13 protein-coding genes are annotated in these 16823 nt (G+C 68.4%); 10 read left to right on the forward strand and 3 right to left on the reverse strand.

Annotated elements, in window-relative coordinates:
* The first annotated feature begins 139 nt into the window (after nt 1-139).
* The 5 genes from DTA15_RS34195 (at nt 140) to DTA15_RS34215 (ending at nt 5960) form a co-directional block, all read left to right on the forward strand.
* Complete coding sequence (locus DTA15_RS34195) at nt 140-1540, forward strand: aspartate aminotransferase family protein (protein ID WP_006485527.1); 1401 nt, start codon at nt 140-142, stop codon at nt 1538-1540.
* Nucleotides 1541-1625: 85 nt separating this feature from the next.
* Complete coding sequence (locus DTA15_RS34200; protein ID WP_034178445.1) at nt 1626-2117, forward strand: Lrp/AsnC family transcriptional regulator; 492 nt, start codon at nt 1626-1628, stop codon at nt 2115-2117.
* A gap of 110 nt (nt 2118-2227) precedes the next feature.
* Entirely contained in the window at nt 2228-3700 is a 1473-nt protein-coding gene (locus DTA15_RS34205) for an NAD-dependent succinate-semialdehyde dehydrogenase (RefSeq protein WP_006493468.1), read from the forward strand.
* A 131-nt stretch (nt 3701-3831) separates the two neighbouring features.
* A complete protein-coding gene (locus DTA15_RS34210) occupies nt 3832-4428 on the forward strand; it encodes a TetR/AcrR family transcriptional regulator (protein ID WP_006483275.1) in 597 nt (198 codons plus the stop codon).
* A 50-nt stretch (nt 4429-4478) separates the two neighbouring features.
* Nucleotides 4479-5960 carry an MFS transporter gene (locus tag DTA15_RS34215; RefSeq protein ID WP_006483292.1) on the forward strand — a complete coding sequence of 494 codons (1482 nt, stop codon included), beginning with the start codon at nt 4479-4481 and terminating at the stop codon, nt 5958-5960.
* 177 nt (nt 5961-6137) lie between these two features.
* Here DTA15_RS34215 and DTA15_RS34225 read toward each other — a convergent pair whose 3' ends face one another.
* Nucleotides 6138-7613, reverse strand: coding sequence for an HD domain-containing phosphohydrolase (locus tag DTA15_RS34225; RefSeq protein WP_006483303.1), 1476 nt, complete (start codon nt 7611-7613; stop codon nt 6138-6140).
* Between the two features lie 291 nt (nt 7614-7904).
* On the opposite strand from DTA15_RS34225, the gene DTA15_RS34230 reads away from it, so the two are divergent.
* Nucleotides 7905-8480 carry a DUF308 domain-containing protein gene (locus DTA15_RS34230; RefSeq protein ID WP_006483276.1) on the forward strand — a complete coding sequence of 192 codons (576 nt, stop codon included), beginning with the start codon at nt 7905-7907 and terminating at the stop codon, nt 8478-8480.
* Between the two features lie 164 nt (nt 8481-8644).
* On the opposite strand, the gene DTA15_RS34235 is transcribed toward DTA15_RS34230, so the two are convergent.
* Complete coding sequence (locus tag DTA15_RS34235; RefSeq protein WP_012493725.1) at nt 8645-9295, reverse strand: GntR family transcriptional regulator; 651 nt, start codon at nt 9293-9295, stop codon at nt 8645-8647.
* Nucleotides 9296-9349: 54 nt separating this feature from the next.
* On the opposite strand from DTA15_RS34235, the gene DTA15_RS34240 reads away from it, so the two are divergent.
* Complete coding sequence (locus tag DTA15_RS34240) at nt 9350-10516, forward strand: pyridoxal phosphate-dependent aminotransferase (RefSeq protein WP_006483280.1); 1167 nt, start codon at nt 9350-9352, stop codon at nt 10514-10516.
* A 177-nt stretch (nt 10517-10693) separates the two neighbouring features.
* On the opposite strand, the gene DTA15_RS34245 is transcribed toward DTA15_RS34240, so the two are convergent.
* Nucleotides 10694-12040 (reverse strand): MFS transporter, encoded by a 1347-nt coding sequence (locus DTA15_RS34245; RefSeq protein ID WP_006483286.1) that lies wholly within the window; start codon nt 12038-12040, stop codon nt 10694-10696.
* Nucleotides 12041-12336: 296 nt separating this feature from the next.
* On the opposite strand from DTA15_RS34245, the gene DTA15_RS34250 reads away from it, so the two are divergent.
* The 3 genes from DTA15_RS34250 (at nt 12337) to DTA15_RS34260 (ending at nt 16572) form a co-directional block, all read left to right on the forward strand.
* Nucleotides 12337-13374, forward strand: a complete 1038-nt coding sequence (locus tag DTA15_RS34250; protein WP_006483298.1) for a LacI family DNA-binding transcriptional regulator — start codon at nt 12337-12339, stop codon at nt 13372-13374.
* A 202-nt stretch (nt 13375-13576) separates the two neighbouring features.
* Complete coding sequence (locus tag DTA15_RS34255) at nt 13577-15358, forward strand: IlvD/Edd family dehydratase (RefSeq protein ID WP_006483301.1); 1782 nt, start codon at nt 13577-13579, stop codon at nt 15356-15358.
* A gap of 32 nt (nt 15359-15390) precedes the next feature.
* Entirely contained in the window at nt 15391-16572 is a 1182-nt protein-coding gene (locus DTA15_RS34260) for a fumarylacetoacetate hydrolase family protein (protein WP_006483290.1), read from the forward strand.
* Nucleotides 16573-16823 lie beyond the last annotated feature (251 nt).

Below are 16823 nucleotides of genomic sequence, written 5' to 3' on the forward strand. Positions count from 1 at the left end.
GCGCGCAGCAGAAAATGCCGAAGCGCCCGGTGCAAACGCCGCGCGCATACGTTTCGGACCGCAAATTGAAGACGCATGCGGATGGCTTGCCCGTTAGCATGAACTCACCGCTGACACCTGACGAGAGTCCCGCCTTCCCATGAACCAAGCCGCGCTGATCGAAGCCGATCGTCAACACCTGATCCACCCCGTCGTCAACTACCGTGCGCACGAGGCGCGCGGCGTCACCGTGCTGGAATCCGCGGACGGCGTGTTCCTGCGCGATGCCGCGGGCCATACGCTGCTCGACGCGTTCTCGGGCCTGTGGTGCGTCAACGTCGGCTACGGCCGCGACAGCATCGTGAAAGCCGCCGCCGACCAACTGGCCAAGCTGCCCTACGCGACCGGCTATTTCCATTTCGGCTCGCAGCCGGCGATCGAGCTCGCCGAACGGCTCGCCGCGCTCGCGCCGCCGTCGCTGAACCGCGTGTACTTCACGCTCGGCGGCTCGGACGCGATCGACTCCGCCGTGCGCTTCATCACGCACTATTACAACGCGACCGGCCGTCCGTCGAAAAAGCAGATGATCGCGCTGGAGCGCGGTTATCACGGCTCGTCGTCGATCGGCGCCGGCCTCACCGCGCTGCCGGCGTTTCACCGTCATTTCGACCTGCCGCGTGCGGACCAGCACCATATTCCGTCGCCCTACCCGTACCGCCATCCGCTCGGCGACGATCCGCAGGCGCTGATCGCCGCGTCGGTCGCCGCGCTCGAAGCGAAGGTCGCCGAACTGGGCGCGGACAATGTCGCCGCGTTCTTCTGCGAGCCGGTGCAGGGTTCCGGCGGCGTGATCGTGCCGCCGGCCGGCTGGCTGAAGGCGATGCGCGACGCGTGCCGGCGCCTCGGCATCCTGTTCGTCGCGGACGAGGTGATCACCGGCTTCGGCCGCACCGGCCCGCTGTTCGCGTGCGAGGCCGAACAGGTCGATCCGGACCTGATGACCGTCGCGAAGGGGCTGACCGCCGGCTATGCGCCGATGGGCGCGGTGCTGATGTCCGATGAAATCTACGAAGGGATCGCGGGCCACCGCGCCGATGCGCCCGCGGTCGGCCACGGCTATACGTATTCCGCGCATCCGGTGAGCGCGGCGATCGGCCTCGAAGTGCTGAAGCTCTATCACGAAGGCGGGCTGCTCGCGAACGGCCAGGCGCTGGCGCCGCGCTTCGCCGCGGGACTCGACGCGCTGCGCGCGCATCCGCTCGTTGGCGACGCGCGCTCGGTCGGCCTGCTCGGCGCGCTCGAACTGGTCGCCGACAAGGCACGCAAGACGCGCTTCGACCCGGCGCTGAACGTGCCGGACCGGATCGCGGCCGCCGCCTACGCGAACGGCGTGGTGTTCCGCGCGTTCGGCGACGGCGTGCTCGGCTTTGCGCCGGCGCTGAGCTTCACTGCCGGCGAGTTCGACCTGATGTTCGAACGCGTGCGCAAGACGCTCGACGACGTGCTGGCGGATTCCGGCGTGCAGCGCGCGCTCGACGCCGCGCATGCGCAACCGGCCTGACGGGCCAAGGGAAAGCCGGGCTTGTAGCGGTCATCGTTCGTCTCTAAAGTAACCGGACATTCCATTTTTGCTCTTTCACGTGAACATGACGGACAGCAAGCTGGATCGCATCGACCTGCGCATCCTCTCCCAGTTGCAAAAGCGCGGCCGCATGACCAACGTCGAGCTGGCCGATGCGGTCGGGCTGTCGCCCAGTCCGTGCCTGATCCGCGTGAAGCGGCTCGAGAAGGCCGGCTACATCGGCGGCTACGGCGCGCACATCCAGCTCGAGAAACTCGGCGACGTGCAGGTCGTATTTACCGAGGTCACGCTGGCCGATCATCGGCGCGAGGATTTCGACCGCTTCGTCGCGGCGATCCGCACCGTCGACGAGATCGTCGAATGCCACCTCGCGAGCGGCGGCTACGACTATCTGCTGAAGTTCATCACGCGCAGCGTGAGCCATTACCAGACGATCGTCGAAGGGCTGCTCGAGCAGAACATCGGCATCGAGAAGTATTTCAGTTACGTGATCATCAAGTCGCCGTTCGTCAAACGGCACTACCCGCTCGAATCGCTGTTCGGCGAACGTCACTGACACGCGGCGTGCGTCCCCCCCGAACGCGGCAGCCTGCTGTCCGCGCGGGGTAGCCGCGCGCCCACACCGCTCAACCAGCGTCACCGAACCGCCTCATTCAAGGATCTGTCATGCCGCTTACGCTGTCCCGCACCGAACTCGTTCGCACCGCCAACCTGATCGACGGCAACTGGCGCGATGCGCTCGACGGCCGCCGCTTCGCCGTCACCGATCCCGCCACGCTCGAAACCGTTGCCCACGTACCCGACAGCGGCGCCGCCGACGCACGCGCGGCGACCGACGCGGCAGCCCGCGCGCTGCCCGCGTGGCGTGCGACGCCCGCGCGCGAACGCGCCGCGATCCTGCGTGCCTGGCATGCGGCGATCGTCGCGCACACCGACGATCTCGCGAAGCTGATGTCGCGCGAACAGGGCAAGCCGCTGGCCGAGGCGCGTGGCGAAGTTGCGTACGGTGCGTCGTACGTGCTGTGGTTCGCGGAGGAAGCGACGCGCACGTACGGCGACCTGATCCCGCAGCAGCAGCGCGGCAAGCGCTTGAGCGCGGTGAAGGAGCCGATCGGCATCGTCGCCGCGATCACGCCGTGGAATTTCCCGCTCGCGATGATCGCGCGCAAGATCGCGCCGGCCCTCGCGGCCGGCTGCACGGTGGTCGCGAAGCCGGCGGAGGACACGCCGCTGACCGCGCTCGCGCTCGCGTTGCTCGCGCAGGAAGCCGGCGTGCCGGCCGGCGTGCTGAACCTGATCGCCGCGTCGCGCGAGCGCGGCGTCGACGCGGCGGCCGACTGGCTCGCCGACGGCCGCGTGCGCAAGATCACGTTCACCGGCTCGACGCCGGTCGGCAAGCTGCTCGCGCGCGAATCGGCGGCGACGTTGAAGAAATTGTCGCTGGAGCTCGGCGGCAATGCGCCGTTCATCGTGTTCGACGACGCCGAGCTCGATGCCGCGGTCGACGGGCTGATGGCCGCCAAGTTCCGCAACGGCGGGCAGACCTGCGTGTCGCCGAATCGCGTGTACGTGCAGGCCGGTGTCTACGACGCGTTCGCCGCGAAGCTCGCCGCGCGCGTCGCCGCGCTGAAGGTCGCGCCGGCGACCGACCCGGCCGCGCAGATCGGCCCGATGATCAACGCGCGCGCGGTCGACAAGATCGCACGCCACGTCGGCGATGCGATCGAACGCGGCGCGCGCGTGCTCACGGGCGGCAAGCGCCTGACCGAGCTCGGTGCGAACTATTACGCGCCGACGGTGCTCGTCGACGCGACCGCCGACATGCAGCTCACCTGCGAGGAAACCTTCGGCCCGATCGCCGCGCTGTTTCGCTTCGCGTCCGAGGACGAAGCGGTCGCCGCCGCGAACGACACGCCGTTCGGGCTCGCCGCCTATTTCTACACGCAGGACGTGCGGCGCATCGCGCGCGTGTCGGCGCGGCTCGAAACGGGCATCGTCGGCATCAACGAAGGCGCGCTCGCGAGCGAGGCCGCGCCGTTCGGCGGCGTGAAGGAATCGGGCTACGGCCGCGAAGGCTCGCGCTACGGCCTCGACGATTACCTGTCCATCAAGTACCTGTGCCAGGGCGGGCTCGACTGAGCGGATGAACCCGCGCCGTCCGCAAGGACGGCCGTCGCCGTGTCCGGTCCGGCCACGCGCATTGACATCGGAACCGATCGGTCCATATAATGCATCCAACTTTGGCACCGCATCGATGGCGAAACCGATCAATGGCAAATCCGGCTGGCGTGGGCCGTCCCCGCGAATTCGAACTGGGCGACGCCGCGCGCGACGCGATGGACGTTTTCTGGGATCGCGGCTACGAAGGCGCGTCCCTGCCCGACCTGATCGCCGGCACGGGCTTGTCGCGCGGCAGTCTCTACAAGGCGTTCGGCGACAAGAAGGCGCTGCTGCTGGCGGCGCTCGACCTGTACATGGCCGACGGGCTCAAGGCGACCGCCGACATCCTGTCGCAACCCGGTGCCGTGAAGGATGCGATTCGCGATTCACTGCTGCGCTATGCGCGCCTGTCCGTTGGCGACGCGGGCCGGCGCGGATGTCTCGCGGTCGCGATGACCACCGAACTGGCCGCGCGCGACGCGGATGTCGCGGAACGCACCGGGCGCATGTTCCGGCGGCTGCAGCAGCTCTATGCCGGTGCGATCGTCCGCGGCCAGGCGAGCGGCGAGATCGCCGAGCAGGACGAACAGGTGCTGGCGCGTTTGCTCGTCTGCCAGATCGAGGGCATGCGCGTGCTGGGCAAAACCGGTATGTCCGAGCCCGACGTGCTCGCGTTGGTCGATCGCACGATGCGCATTCTCGACTGATATTTTTTTACCCGATTTGGAACTGATTGGTTCCGTATGGAGAGCCGCCCATGTCACGGAATGACCCCGTTTCACCCGACCCGCGTCGCTGGGCGATGTTTTCGGTCCTGCTCGTCGGCGCGTTCCTGCCGCCGCTGGATTTCTTCATCGTCAATGTCGCGCTGCCGTCGATCCGCGCGGAACTGGGCGCCTCGTCGTCGGCCGAGCAACTCGTCATTTCATCGTATGCGGGCCTGTACGCGGTGACGCTGATCACCGGCGGGCGATTGGGCGACCTGTTCGGCCGCGGCCGCGTGTTTTTCCTCGGGTTGATCGGCTTTGCGATCGCCTCGACGCTGTGCGGCCTCGCGAGTTCGCCGTGGACGCTCATCGTCGGCCGCGCGTTGCAGGGCGTGACGGCCGCGATCATGGCGCCGCAGGCGCTCGCGTCGATCCAGGCGATTTTTCCGGAATCGGAAAAGCCGCTCGCGCTCAGCTTGTACGGCGCGGTATTCGGCCTCGCGGCCGTGGTCGGGCAGGCGCTCGGCGGGATCCTGATCTCGTTGAATCTGTTGAACCTGGGCTGGCGCACGATCTTCCTCGTCAACCTGCCGCTGGCGATGCTGGTCGTCCTGTTCGGGATTCCGCTGTTGAAGGAAACGCGGGCGCAGCATGCGCGCAAGCTCGACCTCGGCGGCACCGCGCTGTCGATGCTGACGCTGGGCGCGCTGATCGTGCCGCTGATCGAGGGGCGCGAAGCAGGCTGGCCGGTATGGGCATGGGGGTCGCTGCTCGCGGTGCCCGCCCTCGCCGCGTTCTTCTGGCGCTACGAGCGCCGGCTCGGCCGCCGCGGCGGCGCACCGCTGCTCGATCCGGCCGCGCTGCGCGCACCGGGGCTGGGCCGCGCGTTGCTGATCGCGCTGCTGCTGTACTCGATCGGCGCGTTCTTCCTGCTGTTCTCGGTGTATCTGCAGAATGCGTTGCACGTCGACGCGCTGAGCGCGGGCCTCGTGTTCTTGCCGTTCGGCGTCGGGTTCCTGCTCGGCCCGTTGTCGACGCCGTTCTGCACACGTGTCATCGGCGCTTACGTCAATCCGTTCGGCATGGGGCTGGAGATCGTCGGGCTCGTCGGCCTCGCGGGGTTGATCGATGCCACGCCGGTCGGGATGCCGCTCGCTGCCGTGCCGCTCGCCGCCGCGCTCTTCGTCATCGGGTTCGGACAAGGGCTCGCGCTGCCGACGCTGATGCGCATGGTGACGGGGCGCGTCGCACCGGCGCTGTCCGGCATGATCGCCGGCATCGCCAGCTCGACGCTGCAGGTCAGCACGTCGCTCAGCGTGGCGATCATCGGCGGCATTTTCTATACGACGCTCGGCACGCGCCAGGACCCGGCGGCCATCGCGCACGCGTTCATCGTCGCACTCCTGTCGATCTCGCTGTTCCTCGCCGTCGGCGCCGCGCTGGGCATCTCGCTCGCCCGCGCACCCGCCGCGCACCCGTCGATGCGGGCCGCCGTCCGTCCGGGCTTCGGCCCTGAACGCAAACGGCCGTAATCGCCCGTCGTCGCCTGTAAACAGCGCAGCGCTGGACGCCGCGTTCGCTGCCGCGAAGACGGCAGATGTCATGGCCGATATCGATGCGTTCACCGATATCGAACCCGATCGGCACATCACGCACGTGTTCTCGCGCATCCGCGCGCACACGCAAGCGAATCCGCGTCGTGGATGGCGTCAGAGCAGCCCCAGCGCCGACGCCTTGAGGGTCGCCGCGGCGCGTGTCGAACATTCGAGCTTGCGGAACGCCTTCTCGACGTGAGTGCGCACCGTGCTCGGACTCATCGCGAGCGCCTGCGCGACCTGCTTGTTGCTCGCGCCGCGGGAGATCGCCCGCAGGACGTCGATTTCCCGCGCGGACAGGCGCGGTCCAGCGTCCGACGCGCGCGGCGCGATGCGCCGGGGCACAGGCGCTTCGCCCGTCACGAGCGCGGCCACCACGTCGCCGCATAGCCGGCCGCAGACCGCTTCTTCCTGCAACTGGTCGGCGGCGGCCGCATCGCTCAGCGCCGCGCGCCACGGACGCGCCGAGCGCAACGCGACCCACGCCAGCGACGCCGCGAGCACGCGCGCTTCCAGCGTCAGCGCCGCATCGCGCGCGCCGCGAAAATAACCCGAGCCGTCCTGCCGCTCGTAGGCATACGACGCGAGCACCGCGGCTTCGCCGAGCGCGCCGGTCTGCCTGCCGGCGCGTTCGGTCCAGTAAGGCACGAGTCGCACCTTTTCCCAGGCGCTCGCGGGCAGCCGCGTCGGCAAGTTCCACACGTCGTTCGGTACCGCGGCCCGGCCGATGCCGTGAATCAGGCCGGCGCGGTACACGCGTTCGCGCGCGGCCTCGTCCGGCGAGAGACGGCCGTAACACGCGGCCGCCGTCGCGGCGACCGAACGCGAGAAGCCCGTCATCCACGGCAGTTTCAGATCGATGACGTCCGCGATCAATTCGGCGGACGTCGCGCCCTGCATGTCCGGCGTGGCCAATGCGGCGTCCAGCTCGGCGGGCGCCATGTGCTCGAGCGCCGCCAGCCAGCGCGGTGCGTCACGCTCGGCCGTCTCGACGAGCACGGCCGGATAGCGCGCCCCCGCGCGTTGGCCGATCAATTGGAGCGCCCGTTCGATGCCGTAGGTGCGGCTGAACACGTCGAGGTCGCCCGCAAGCGCGACGATCGATACGGCGGCCGGCACCTGTTCCCGCGCGAGCCGCGCAGGCAGCCCGTTGCCGTCCCAGCTTTCGAAAATGTGCCGCAGCGCGGTTTCCGTCGCGTTGGACAGACCGAGTATTCGCGCGACCTCGCCCGACACTTCGCAATGAATCTGCGCGAGCGGGATCATCGCGACGCCCGCGCCGCCGATCGCTTCGGCCATGCCGGGCCGGCTCTCGAGCATCGCGGCGCGGATCGCGACGTCGTCGCCGAATACCTGCGCGAAACCCGCCGCATTCGCGGTGCAGCCCGACCAGCGCAACAGCGCCACCTCGCGGGCCGTATCGCACACCGCTGCATCGAATCGCGCCGCGTGCGCGAGCTGCGCCGCCAACCAGCTCGTACGCGGCGAATGGTCGGTCGGCTGGCCCATGCTGAGATCGCCGATGAAGGCCAGCGCGCGTACGGCGTCGACGATGCGCAGCGGGACGTGACGGGCTTCGGCGTCGGACATCGGGCGGTGGAGACATTCGCGGGAGCGGGAAAACGATCATACGCGACGGCGTCGCGGCGTGCACGAGCATGCGCGTCGGCGCCGCGCCGCGGGCCGCCCCGATGCGATGTTCGCCTGGACCAGAGCCTGCCGCCGGTGGAATGGGCCATCGGACATCTGACCGATGGCGGCCGGCCCCGGCGATTGCGATACTCGGCGCACTGGAGATCCGGTCGGCGCCGCATCCGAATCCGCATGGCGGACGCCCTGCATGCCGGCCGGAACGACGATTCAATATATGAAGGAGTGCAAATGATTGACCGCTACCCCGAATTCCGTCCCCCTGCCGACGAACACTGGCTGAAACGGTACTACTTTTCCCGGGCGGTGTTCTCGCTGATCTGGGTCGCGCTGGCGTTTTCCGTCGGCCGGCACAGCGCAGCCGGCGCGGCGGTGCTGCTGGTCGTTTATCCGGCCTGGGATGCGCTCGCCAATTTCGTCGACCTGTCCCGCAGCGGCGGAATGGCGGCAAACCGTACGCAGGCGGCCAACGTCGCGATCAGCGCCGTCACGACACTGGCCGTATTTCCGGCGTTGAATGCGGGCCTGTCCGCGGTACTTGCGGTGTTCGGCGTCTGGGCGATGCTCTCCGGCGCGCTGCAGCTCGGCACCGCCGTGCGGCGCTGGAAGCACGCCGGCGCACAGTGGGTGATGATCCTGAGCGGAGCGCAATCGGCGTTGGCCGGGCTGTTCTTCATTGTCCAAAACCATGCGCCGATGCCACCCGCGATCGTCAAGATCGCGGGCTACGCGGGAGTCGGTGCGCTTTATTTCCTGATATCCGCCATTTGGCTGCAGGTGCGGGGGATGCGGCGCAGCGTGTCGTGAGTCGTCGGTCAGAGTGAAGATGTCGCACTGCGGGTCGCCATCGCCGTGCTTGCAGTCAACGAATGCCTTCCGACGCGTTTGGCTGAGGTCGCCCGGAGAAGACGCCAGCCATTCCCGGAACCGGCTTTTCGGACCGGTCGTCGACGCCGGTTTGACCCGTGTCCTTACCGCCTACGCAACGCCTGAGCCAGCGCATCCCCCGCCGCCAGAACGTGCGCGGACAAAGCCGCGCACGCTGCGTCCACGTCACCATCGCGTATCGCGCGAACGATGTTTCGATGCTCGTCGTTCGAGCGATCCTGCCAGTCAAGTTGCTGCCACGTCGCGTACAGATGCCGTGAGCTGGCCCGATGCATGTCGCCGATTGCGTCGATGAGCCGCGGCATCCCGCACCGCGCGGTCAATGCGCGATGAAACCTCAGGTTCAGCGTGCCGAGCACGGCTATGCCGTGCGCCGCCGACTCCTGATCGAGGATCGCATCGAGTTCCTCCAGCGCACGTGCGTCGAGCGCGGGCATTGCCTCGCGCAGCGCCAGCGCCTCGAAAGCAGCGCGCATCTTGGCCATTTCGAGCACGTCCGCCGGCTCGAGCGGCGCCGCCCGCACGCCGCGTCGCGGCTCCACCACTGCCAGCCCCTGCGCTTCCAGCCGTCGGAACGCCTCGCGTACCGGCACATGGCTCGCGCCGAACTCCGCCGCGATGTGGTCCTGACGCAGCCACTCTCCCGGCGCGATGACGCCGGAGATGATGCGGTCCGCCAATGCGACGGCGATCCGATCGGCCAGCGAGCGATCGTCCTTGACTTCAAAGTTCATCCCGACCACCATGCATATATTATCTATTAAATTGTAACAAAACCGGAGGCTCCGATGCGCCACCACCGTCCTGTGCGCCTGCAGCACATCGCCGGCATCGGCGTCGATCGCATGGGTTCGATCGCCGATCATGCCGACGTCGACCTTTTGCGACTCGAAAATCTCGATACCGACATCCCGCCCACCTCGGAGGCGCTCGCCGTCACCCGAGAGGCCATCCAGCGAGACTCGGCCAACTCCTATTTGCCATTCGTCGGTCAGGATCGGCTACGCGCGAGCGCTGCCGCCCACGTGTCGGCACTGTCGGGGCAGCGCTTCACGGCCGACCAGGTGGTCGTGTCGGCGGGCGGACTCTCCGGCATTCTGAACACGCTGCTCGCCACCGTCGAGACCGGCGACGAAGTCATCGTCACCGATCCGACCTACGCAGGTCTGCTGAACCGCGTCCGCCTTGCGGGCGGTGTGCCCCGGCAAGTACCGTTCGTCTTCACGCCGGGCGGCGAATGGAAGCTGGACCAGGCCGCGCTGCGGGCAGCGATCGGTCCGCAGACGCGGGCCATGCTGCTGATGTCTCCGTCGATGCCTTCGGGCGGCTTCTTCGATGCGTCCGACTGGCAACTGATCGCGAGCCTGTGCGTGCAGAACGATCTGCTGCTGATCCTCGACAGCGCGATGGAACGGCTGCTCTTCGATGGACGCACGGTCATCCATCCCGCCGGCCTGCCCGGCATGGCGGAGCGTACGGTCACGGTCGGCGCGGCGTCGAAAGAGCTGCGCATGATCGGCTGGCGGGTCGGCTGGATCGTCGCGCCGCAATGGCTGATTCCGGATCTCGTGGCCGTGTCGCTCGCCAATGTCGTGGTGCCGGTCGGCATTGCGCAGGAGGCCGCGGCGGTCGCGCTCGACCATTCCGCATCCGATCTGCCTGGCTACGTGAGCGAACTCGAGAGGCGGCGGGATACGGTCGCCGCCCAACTGTCGGGGCTCCCGTTCGGCATGCCGGCGGGCGGCTGGTCGATGCTGCTGCGCGTGTCCGATTTCGGCCTGACCGGATCGCAGATGTCGGAGCGATTGCTGCGCCACGGCGTATGCGCGACGGCCATGGCCGGATGGGGCGTTGCCCACGGCGACGCGTATATCCGTTTCGTGTTCGCGAACGAACCGGTCGAGCGGTTGCGCACGCTCGGGGACAAGGTGCGCTTCGCACTGGACGGCGCCTGACGGCCGCTCGCGAGAAAGCGGAGTCGTGCGCAGCGCGTCGCCGGTTGGCGGTGTCCGGAAGTCCGTCCGTGATGGTCGAGCACACTCACGCGAGATCACTCCACGTGACGCGATCCATCCGGCGCCGGGGCGGCGCGATGCCCCGGCCCCGGTCGGACCTGACGCCGGGCGAACGCCCTACCGCCCCGCCGGCGGCCGCAGGATGTCGCGCGGAATCGACGCGATCAGCACGCAACTGACCAGCAGGCAGGCGCCCAGCGCATAGGTCCCGTTGTTGATGTCGCCGGTCATCTGTTTCGCGACGCCGGTGATCATCGAGCCCGTGAAGCCGGACAGGTTCCCCACCGAGTTGATCAGCGCGATGCCGGCCGCCGCGGCCGTGCCGGACAGGATCTGCCCCGGAAAGGTCCAGTAGATCGGCATCAGCGCGAGGATGCCGCACGTGGCGATGGTCAGGAATACGATCGACAGCGCCACGTTGTGGGCAAACGCCGCGCTCAGGATCAGAAAGACGCCGCCGATCAGCGCGGGAATCGCCGCATGCAGGCGGCGTTCGCCGGTCTTGCGCGAGTGCGACGCGTTCCACACCATCGCGAAGATCGCCGTCAGGTACGGAATGGCCGTCAGTACACCGATGTGCAGCGGGCTGTGCACGCCCGACGCGCGAATGATCGACGGCAGCCAGAAGGCCAGCCCGTAGAAGCCGGTATTGAAGGTCAGCAGGATGAAGGTGAGCAGCCAGACGCGCGGGCTGCGCAGCGCGGCGCCGATGCTGTGCGACTTGTGCGCGGCTTCGGATTCGAGGTTGCGCGACAGCACCGCCTTTTCGTCGGCGGACAACCATTTCGCCGACTGCGGGCCGTCGCCGAGGCAGGCCAGCACGATGAACGCCACCACGATCGACGGCAGCCCTTCGAGCAGCAGCATCCATTGCCAGCCGCTCATGCCCGACAGGCCGTGCGTCTGTTCCATCAGCCAGCCCGACACCACGCTGCCCAGCGTCAGGCTCAGCGGGATCGCCACCAGGAAGCCCGACATCGCCACGCTCTGGCGGCGCGCCGGGAACCAATAGTTCATGTACAGGATGACGCCGGGGAAAAAGCCGGCTTCGCACAGCCCCAGCAGGAAACGCAGCGTGTAGAACATGGTGGTCGTCTGCACGTGGAAGAACTGCGCGAGCGGCACGATGAACGCCATCGACGACGACACGATGCCCCACGTGATCATGATCCGCGCGATCCAGAAGCGCGCGCCGTAGCGGTGCAGCAACAGGTTGCTGGGCATCTCGAACAGGAAATAGCCCCAGAAGAAAATGCTCGCGCCGAGCGCATAGACGCTGTCGCTCAGGCTCAGGTCGTCGAGCATCTGCAGCTTCGCGAAGCCGACGTTGACGCGATCCAGATAGGCCACGACGTAGCAGAGCAACAGCAACGGCAGGATGCGCCGCATGACCTTGCGGTAAAGGGCGTCTTCGGACGAATCGGCCGCGGCCGGTGCGGCAGCGGCCTGCGTGATGGATGGCATCGGTCTGTCTCCTGTTCGTGTAGGTCTTCTTCGTACCGGCGAGTCCTCTGACGCATCGATGTTACCGATAACATTCCGTGGCAAAAAAAAGCCGGCGAGGCGACGGGAGCGATCGGCACACTGATACCGGTAACACATCGGAAGGTAGCACGCTGCGACCGGCACGTACAAGGTCCGCCGCACGCGTGGTTTCCCTAGTACCGGCGTCGCCGCGATGGGCGAGCGTCGGCCGGCCTGCCCGGTACGCCGCACCGGTATGATGTAGCCTTTCCGGCCTTCTCACGATCGCGATTCCGATGCCCAGTCCCACCGCCGTCCGGCCTGCCGGGCCGCCCCGCATGTCCGACGTAGCGCGCCTCGCCGGCGTCTCGAAGATGACGGTGTCGCGCGTGCTCGCCGGGCACAGCGTGGCCGCCGAGACGCGCGCACGGGTCTGCGAGGCCATCGAGCAGCTCGGCTACGTGGCCGACGCGGCCGCCGGCGCGCTGTCGTCGGGGCGCTCGGAGTTCGTCGCGGTGCTGGTGCCGTCGCTGTCGAGTTCGAACTTCTCGGACACCGTGCGCGGCCTGACCGATGCGCTCGAACCGCATGGCCTGCAGTTGCTGCTCGGCGATACCGACTACGACCTCGAACGGGAAGAACGGCTGGTGCGCTCGATGCTGCGGCACCAGCCGCGCTGCATCGCACTGACCGGGGCGCAGCACACCGACGCGACGCGCAAGGTGCTGGAGCGCTCGGCGATTCCGGTGGTCGAGATGTGGGACCTGCCCACCCGCCCGATCGACACCGCCGTCGGCTTCTCGAACGTGCGCGCCGCCCGTGCGATGGTGCGGCACCTCGCCGAGCGCGGCTATCGGCGCATCGGCTTTCTGGTCGGCGCGAGCGAACTGGATCGCCGCGGCCTGGACCGGCTCAAGGGCTACCAGGCGGAGATCAAGGCGCTGGGGCTCGGCGAACCGCGCGTCGTGCGGCTGGGCGAATCGCCGATCACGATGAGCCACGGCGGGCCGGCGATGGCGGCCCTGCTGGCGCAATGGCCGGATACCGATGCGGTGATGTGCGTGAGCGACATGTCGGCGTTCGGCGCGATCATGGAATGTCATCGGCGCGGGCTGGCCGTGCCCGCCGACATCGCGGTGGCCGGCTTCGGGAACTTCGAAGTGGCAACCTGCTGCCATCCGACCATCACGACCGTGTCGGTCGATGCGTACGGTATCGGGCTGCGCACCGGCGAAGCGTTGCTGGCGGCGCTGCAGGCGCGCGACGGCGGCGAGCGGACCGAATCGAAAAGCATTCGTATCGACTACACGATCATCCCGCGGGAAAGCGCCTGACGGCCGGCGCCCGGGCGCATCCCGACCCGCGGGATGCGCGGCTCCGTACCGGTTTCCGCCGCCCTCTGCTGCGCCACTTGCGCACGAAATCGCGCACGAAATCCCTTCCGCGATGCAAAAACCCCGTGCTAACATCCCAACGATGTTACCGGTAACTATCCGGCACGCAAAATGAGAAAGGCCCCTTAGGAGACAGCCTGCCATGTCACACACCGCTCGCCGCCTGCGCAGCCAGGAATGGTTCGACGACCCCGCGCACGCCGACATGACCGCGCTCTATGTCGAGCGCTTCATGAACTACGGGTTGACGCGCGAGGAACTGCAGTCGGGCCGCCCCGTCATCGGCATCGCGCAGACGGGCAGCGACCTGGCACCGTGCAACCGCCACCACCTCGAGCTGGCCGAGCGGACCAAGGCCGGCATCCGCGACGCGGGCGGCATTCCGATGGAATTCCCCGTGCATCCGCTGGCCGAGCAAAGCCGTCGGCCCACCGCCGCGCTCGACCGCAATCTCGCCTACCTCGGGCTGGTGGAAGTGCTGCACGGCTTTCCGCTGGACGGCGTGGTGCTGACGACCGGCTGCGACAAGACCACGCCCGCGTGCCTGATGGCCGCGGCCACCGTCGACCTGCCCGCGATCGTGCTGTCGGGCGGCCCGATGCTCGACGGCTGGCACGAGGGCAAGCGGGTCGGCTCCGGCACGGTGATCTGGCATGCGCGCAACCTGCTCGCGGCCGGCGAGATCGACTACGAAGGCTTCATGCAGCTGACCACGGCTTCGTCCCCGTCGATCGGCCATTGCAACACCATGGGCACCGCGCTGTCGATGAACAGCCTGGCCGAGGCGCTGGGCATGTCGCTGCCGGGTTGCGCGAGCATTCCCGCGGCCTATCGCGAGCGCGGCCAGATGGCTTACGCGACCGGCAAGCGCGCGGTCGAGCTCGTTCGCGAAGATCTTCGCCCGTCGACGATCATGACGCGTGCGGCATTCGAGAATGCGATCGTCGTCGCGTCCGCGCTGGGCGCATCGACCAACTGCCCGCCGCACCTGATCGCGATCGCACGCCACATGGGCGTCGAGCTGAGCCTGGACGACTGGCAGCGCTTCGGTGAAGCCGTGCCGCTGCTCGTCAACTGCATGCCGGCCGGCGACTACCTCGGCGAAAGCTTCCACCGCGCCGGCGGCGTGCCTGCCGTGCTGCGCCAGCTCGATGCGGCCGGCCTGCTGCGACGCGACTGCCTGACCGTATCCGGTCGCGCGATCGGCGCGATCGCCGACACCGCGCAGGACGCCGACCGCGACGTGATCCGGACGCCCGACGCGCCGCTCAAGCATGGCGCCGGCTTCATGGTGCTGTCGGGCAACTTCTTCGACAGCGCGATCATGAAGATGTCGGTGGTCGGGGACGCGTTCCGCCGGACCTATCTTTCCGAACCGGGCGCGGAAAATACGTTCGAAGCGCGCGCGATCGTGTTCGACGGCCCCGAGGACTATCACGCGCGCATCGACGATCCCGCGCTGGACATCGACGAGCGCTGCATCCTGGTGATCCGCGGCTGCGGCACGGTCGGCTATCCGGGCAGTTCGGAAGTCGTGAACATGGCGCCGCCCGCCGAATTGGTGAAGCGCGGCGTGACGTCGCTGCCGTGCATGGGCGACGGGCGCCAGAGCGGCACGTCGGCCAGCCCGTCGATCCTGAACATGTCGCCGGAAGCGGCGGTCGGCGGCGGCCTCGCGCTGCTGCGCACGAACGACCGCGTGCGCGTGGACCTGAATCGCCGCAGCGTCGACGTGCTCGTCGACGAGGACGAACTCGCGCGACGTCGCGAAAGCGCAAGCTTCACCGTGCCGCAGGCGCAAACGCCGTGGCAGGAACTCTATCGCCGCTTCGTCGGCCAGCTGTCCACCGGCGGCTGCCTCGAACCGGCCACGCTGTACCTGAAGGTGATCGAGCAGCGCGGCAATCCGCGCCATTCGCACTGATTTCACCGTCCACGACTCTTGCCGAGCTGACCATGCGTACTCCTTCCGTTTCCGACTGCCTGCCGCACGACCTCGCCCACGCGCTGCTGATCGGCCGCGTCTGGCGGCACGACGGCGCCCACGCGGGCCCGAGCGTCGTCGCCGTGCGCGGCGGCGAAGTGTTCGACATCACGCGCACCGTGCCGACCACCGCGGACCTGTTCGACCGCCCCGATGCAGTCGCCATCGCGCGCACCGCCGTCGGCGAATCGCTGGGCCGCGTCGAACCGCTGCTGCAGGCGACGCTCGACGGCACGCCCGGCGCGACGCACCTGCTCGCACCGTGCGACGTGCAGGCGATCAAGGCGTGCGGCGTCACGTTCGCCGTCAGCCTGATCGAACGCGTGATCGAGGAACAGGCCGGCGGCGATCCGGCCAGGGCGCGCGAGGTACGCGACACCATCGCCACGACCATCGGCACCGACCTGTCGAAGATCGTGCCCGGCTCGGAAGCCGCGCTGCGCCTGAAGGCGGAACTCGAGCGCCGCGGCGCGTGGTCGCAATACATGGAAGTCGGCATCGGCCCGGATGCCGAGGTGTTCTCCAAGGCGCAGCCGATGTCCGCGGTCGGCTTCGGCGCCGACGTCGGGCTGCTGCCCGGGTCGGTGTGGAACAACCCGGAGCCGGAGATCGTGCTGGCGGTCGCGAGCGACGGCCGGCCGGTGGGCGCGACGCTCGGCAACGACGTGAACCTGCGCGACATCGAAGGCCGCTCGGCGCTGCTGCTCGGCAAATGCAAGGACAACAACGGCTCGTGCGCGATCGGCCCGTTCGTGCGGCTGTTCGACGACGGCTTCACGCTCGACGGCGTGCGGCAATGCAGCGTGTCGCTGCGCGTCGAAGGCGCGGACGACGGTTTCGTCCTCGACGGCATCAGCCACATGCGCGAGATCAGCCGCGACCCGGCCGACCTCGTCGCGCAGACCTGCGGCGCGCATCACCAGTACCCGGACGGCTTCATGCTGTTCCTCGGCACGATGTTCTCGCCGATCCAGGATCGCGACGCGCCCGGCGCGGGCTTCACGCATCACCTGGGCGACCGTGTCACGATCTCGACGCCCGCGCTCGGCGCACTCGTCAATACCGTGCGGCTTTGCACGGAGATCGCGCCGTGGACCTTCGGCGTGCGCGCGCTGTATGCGAACCTGGCCGCGCGCGGGCTGCTTGCCGAATGAAAGCGGAAGACGCGGCGACATGAAGTCCTGCGCGAACGACGTCGACGGACAATAAGCGAAGGCGTATGAAACGGCCGTTCGCGCCGGCGCGCATGTAGCCAGCCTTCACTGCGCGACCTGAACACTCGCCGAGCCGGAACGGCCGCCTTGAGCGGCGCCGCCAGCCGATCCCGCCATCCCGAAGTCTTTGCGGCGGCGCTCCACGGGCCGGGTGGACGCGATTCGCCCCACCGGCGCCTCGTCGGCTGCGA

Origin of the sequence: Burkholderia cenocepacia, from assembly GCF_900446215.1 — a bacterium.
GTDB lineage: Bacteria > Pseudomonadota > Gammaproteobacteria > Burkholderiales > Burkholderiaceae > Burkholderia > Burkholderia cenocepacia.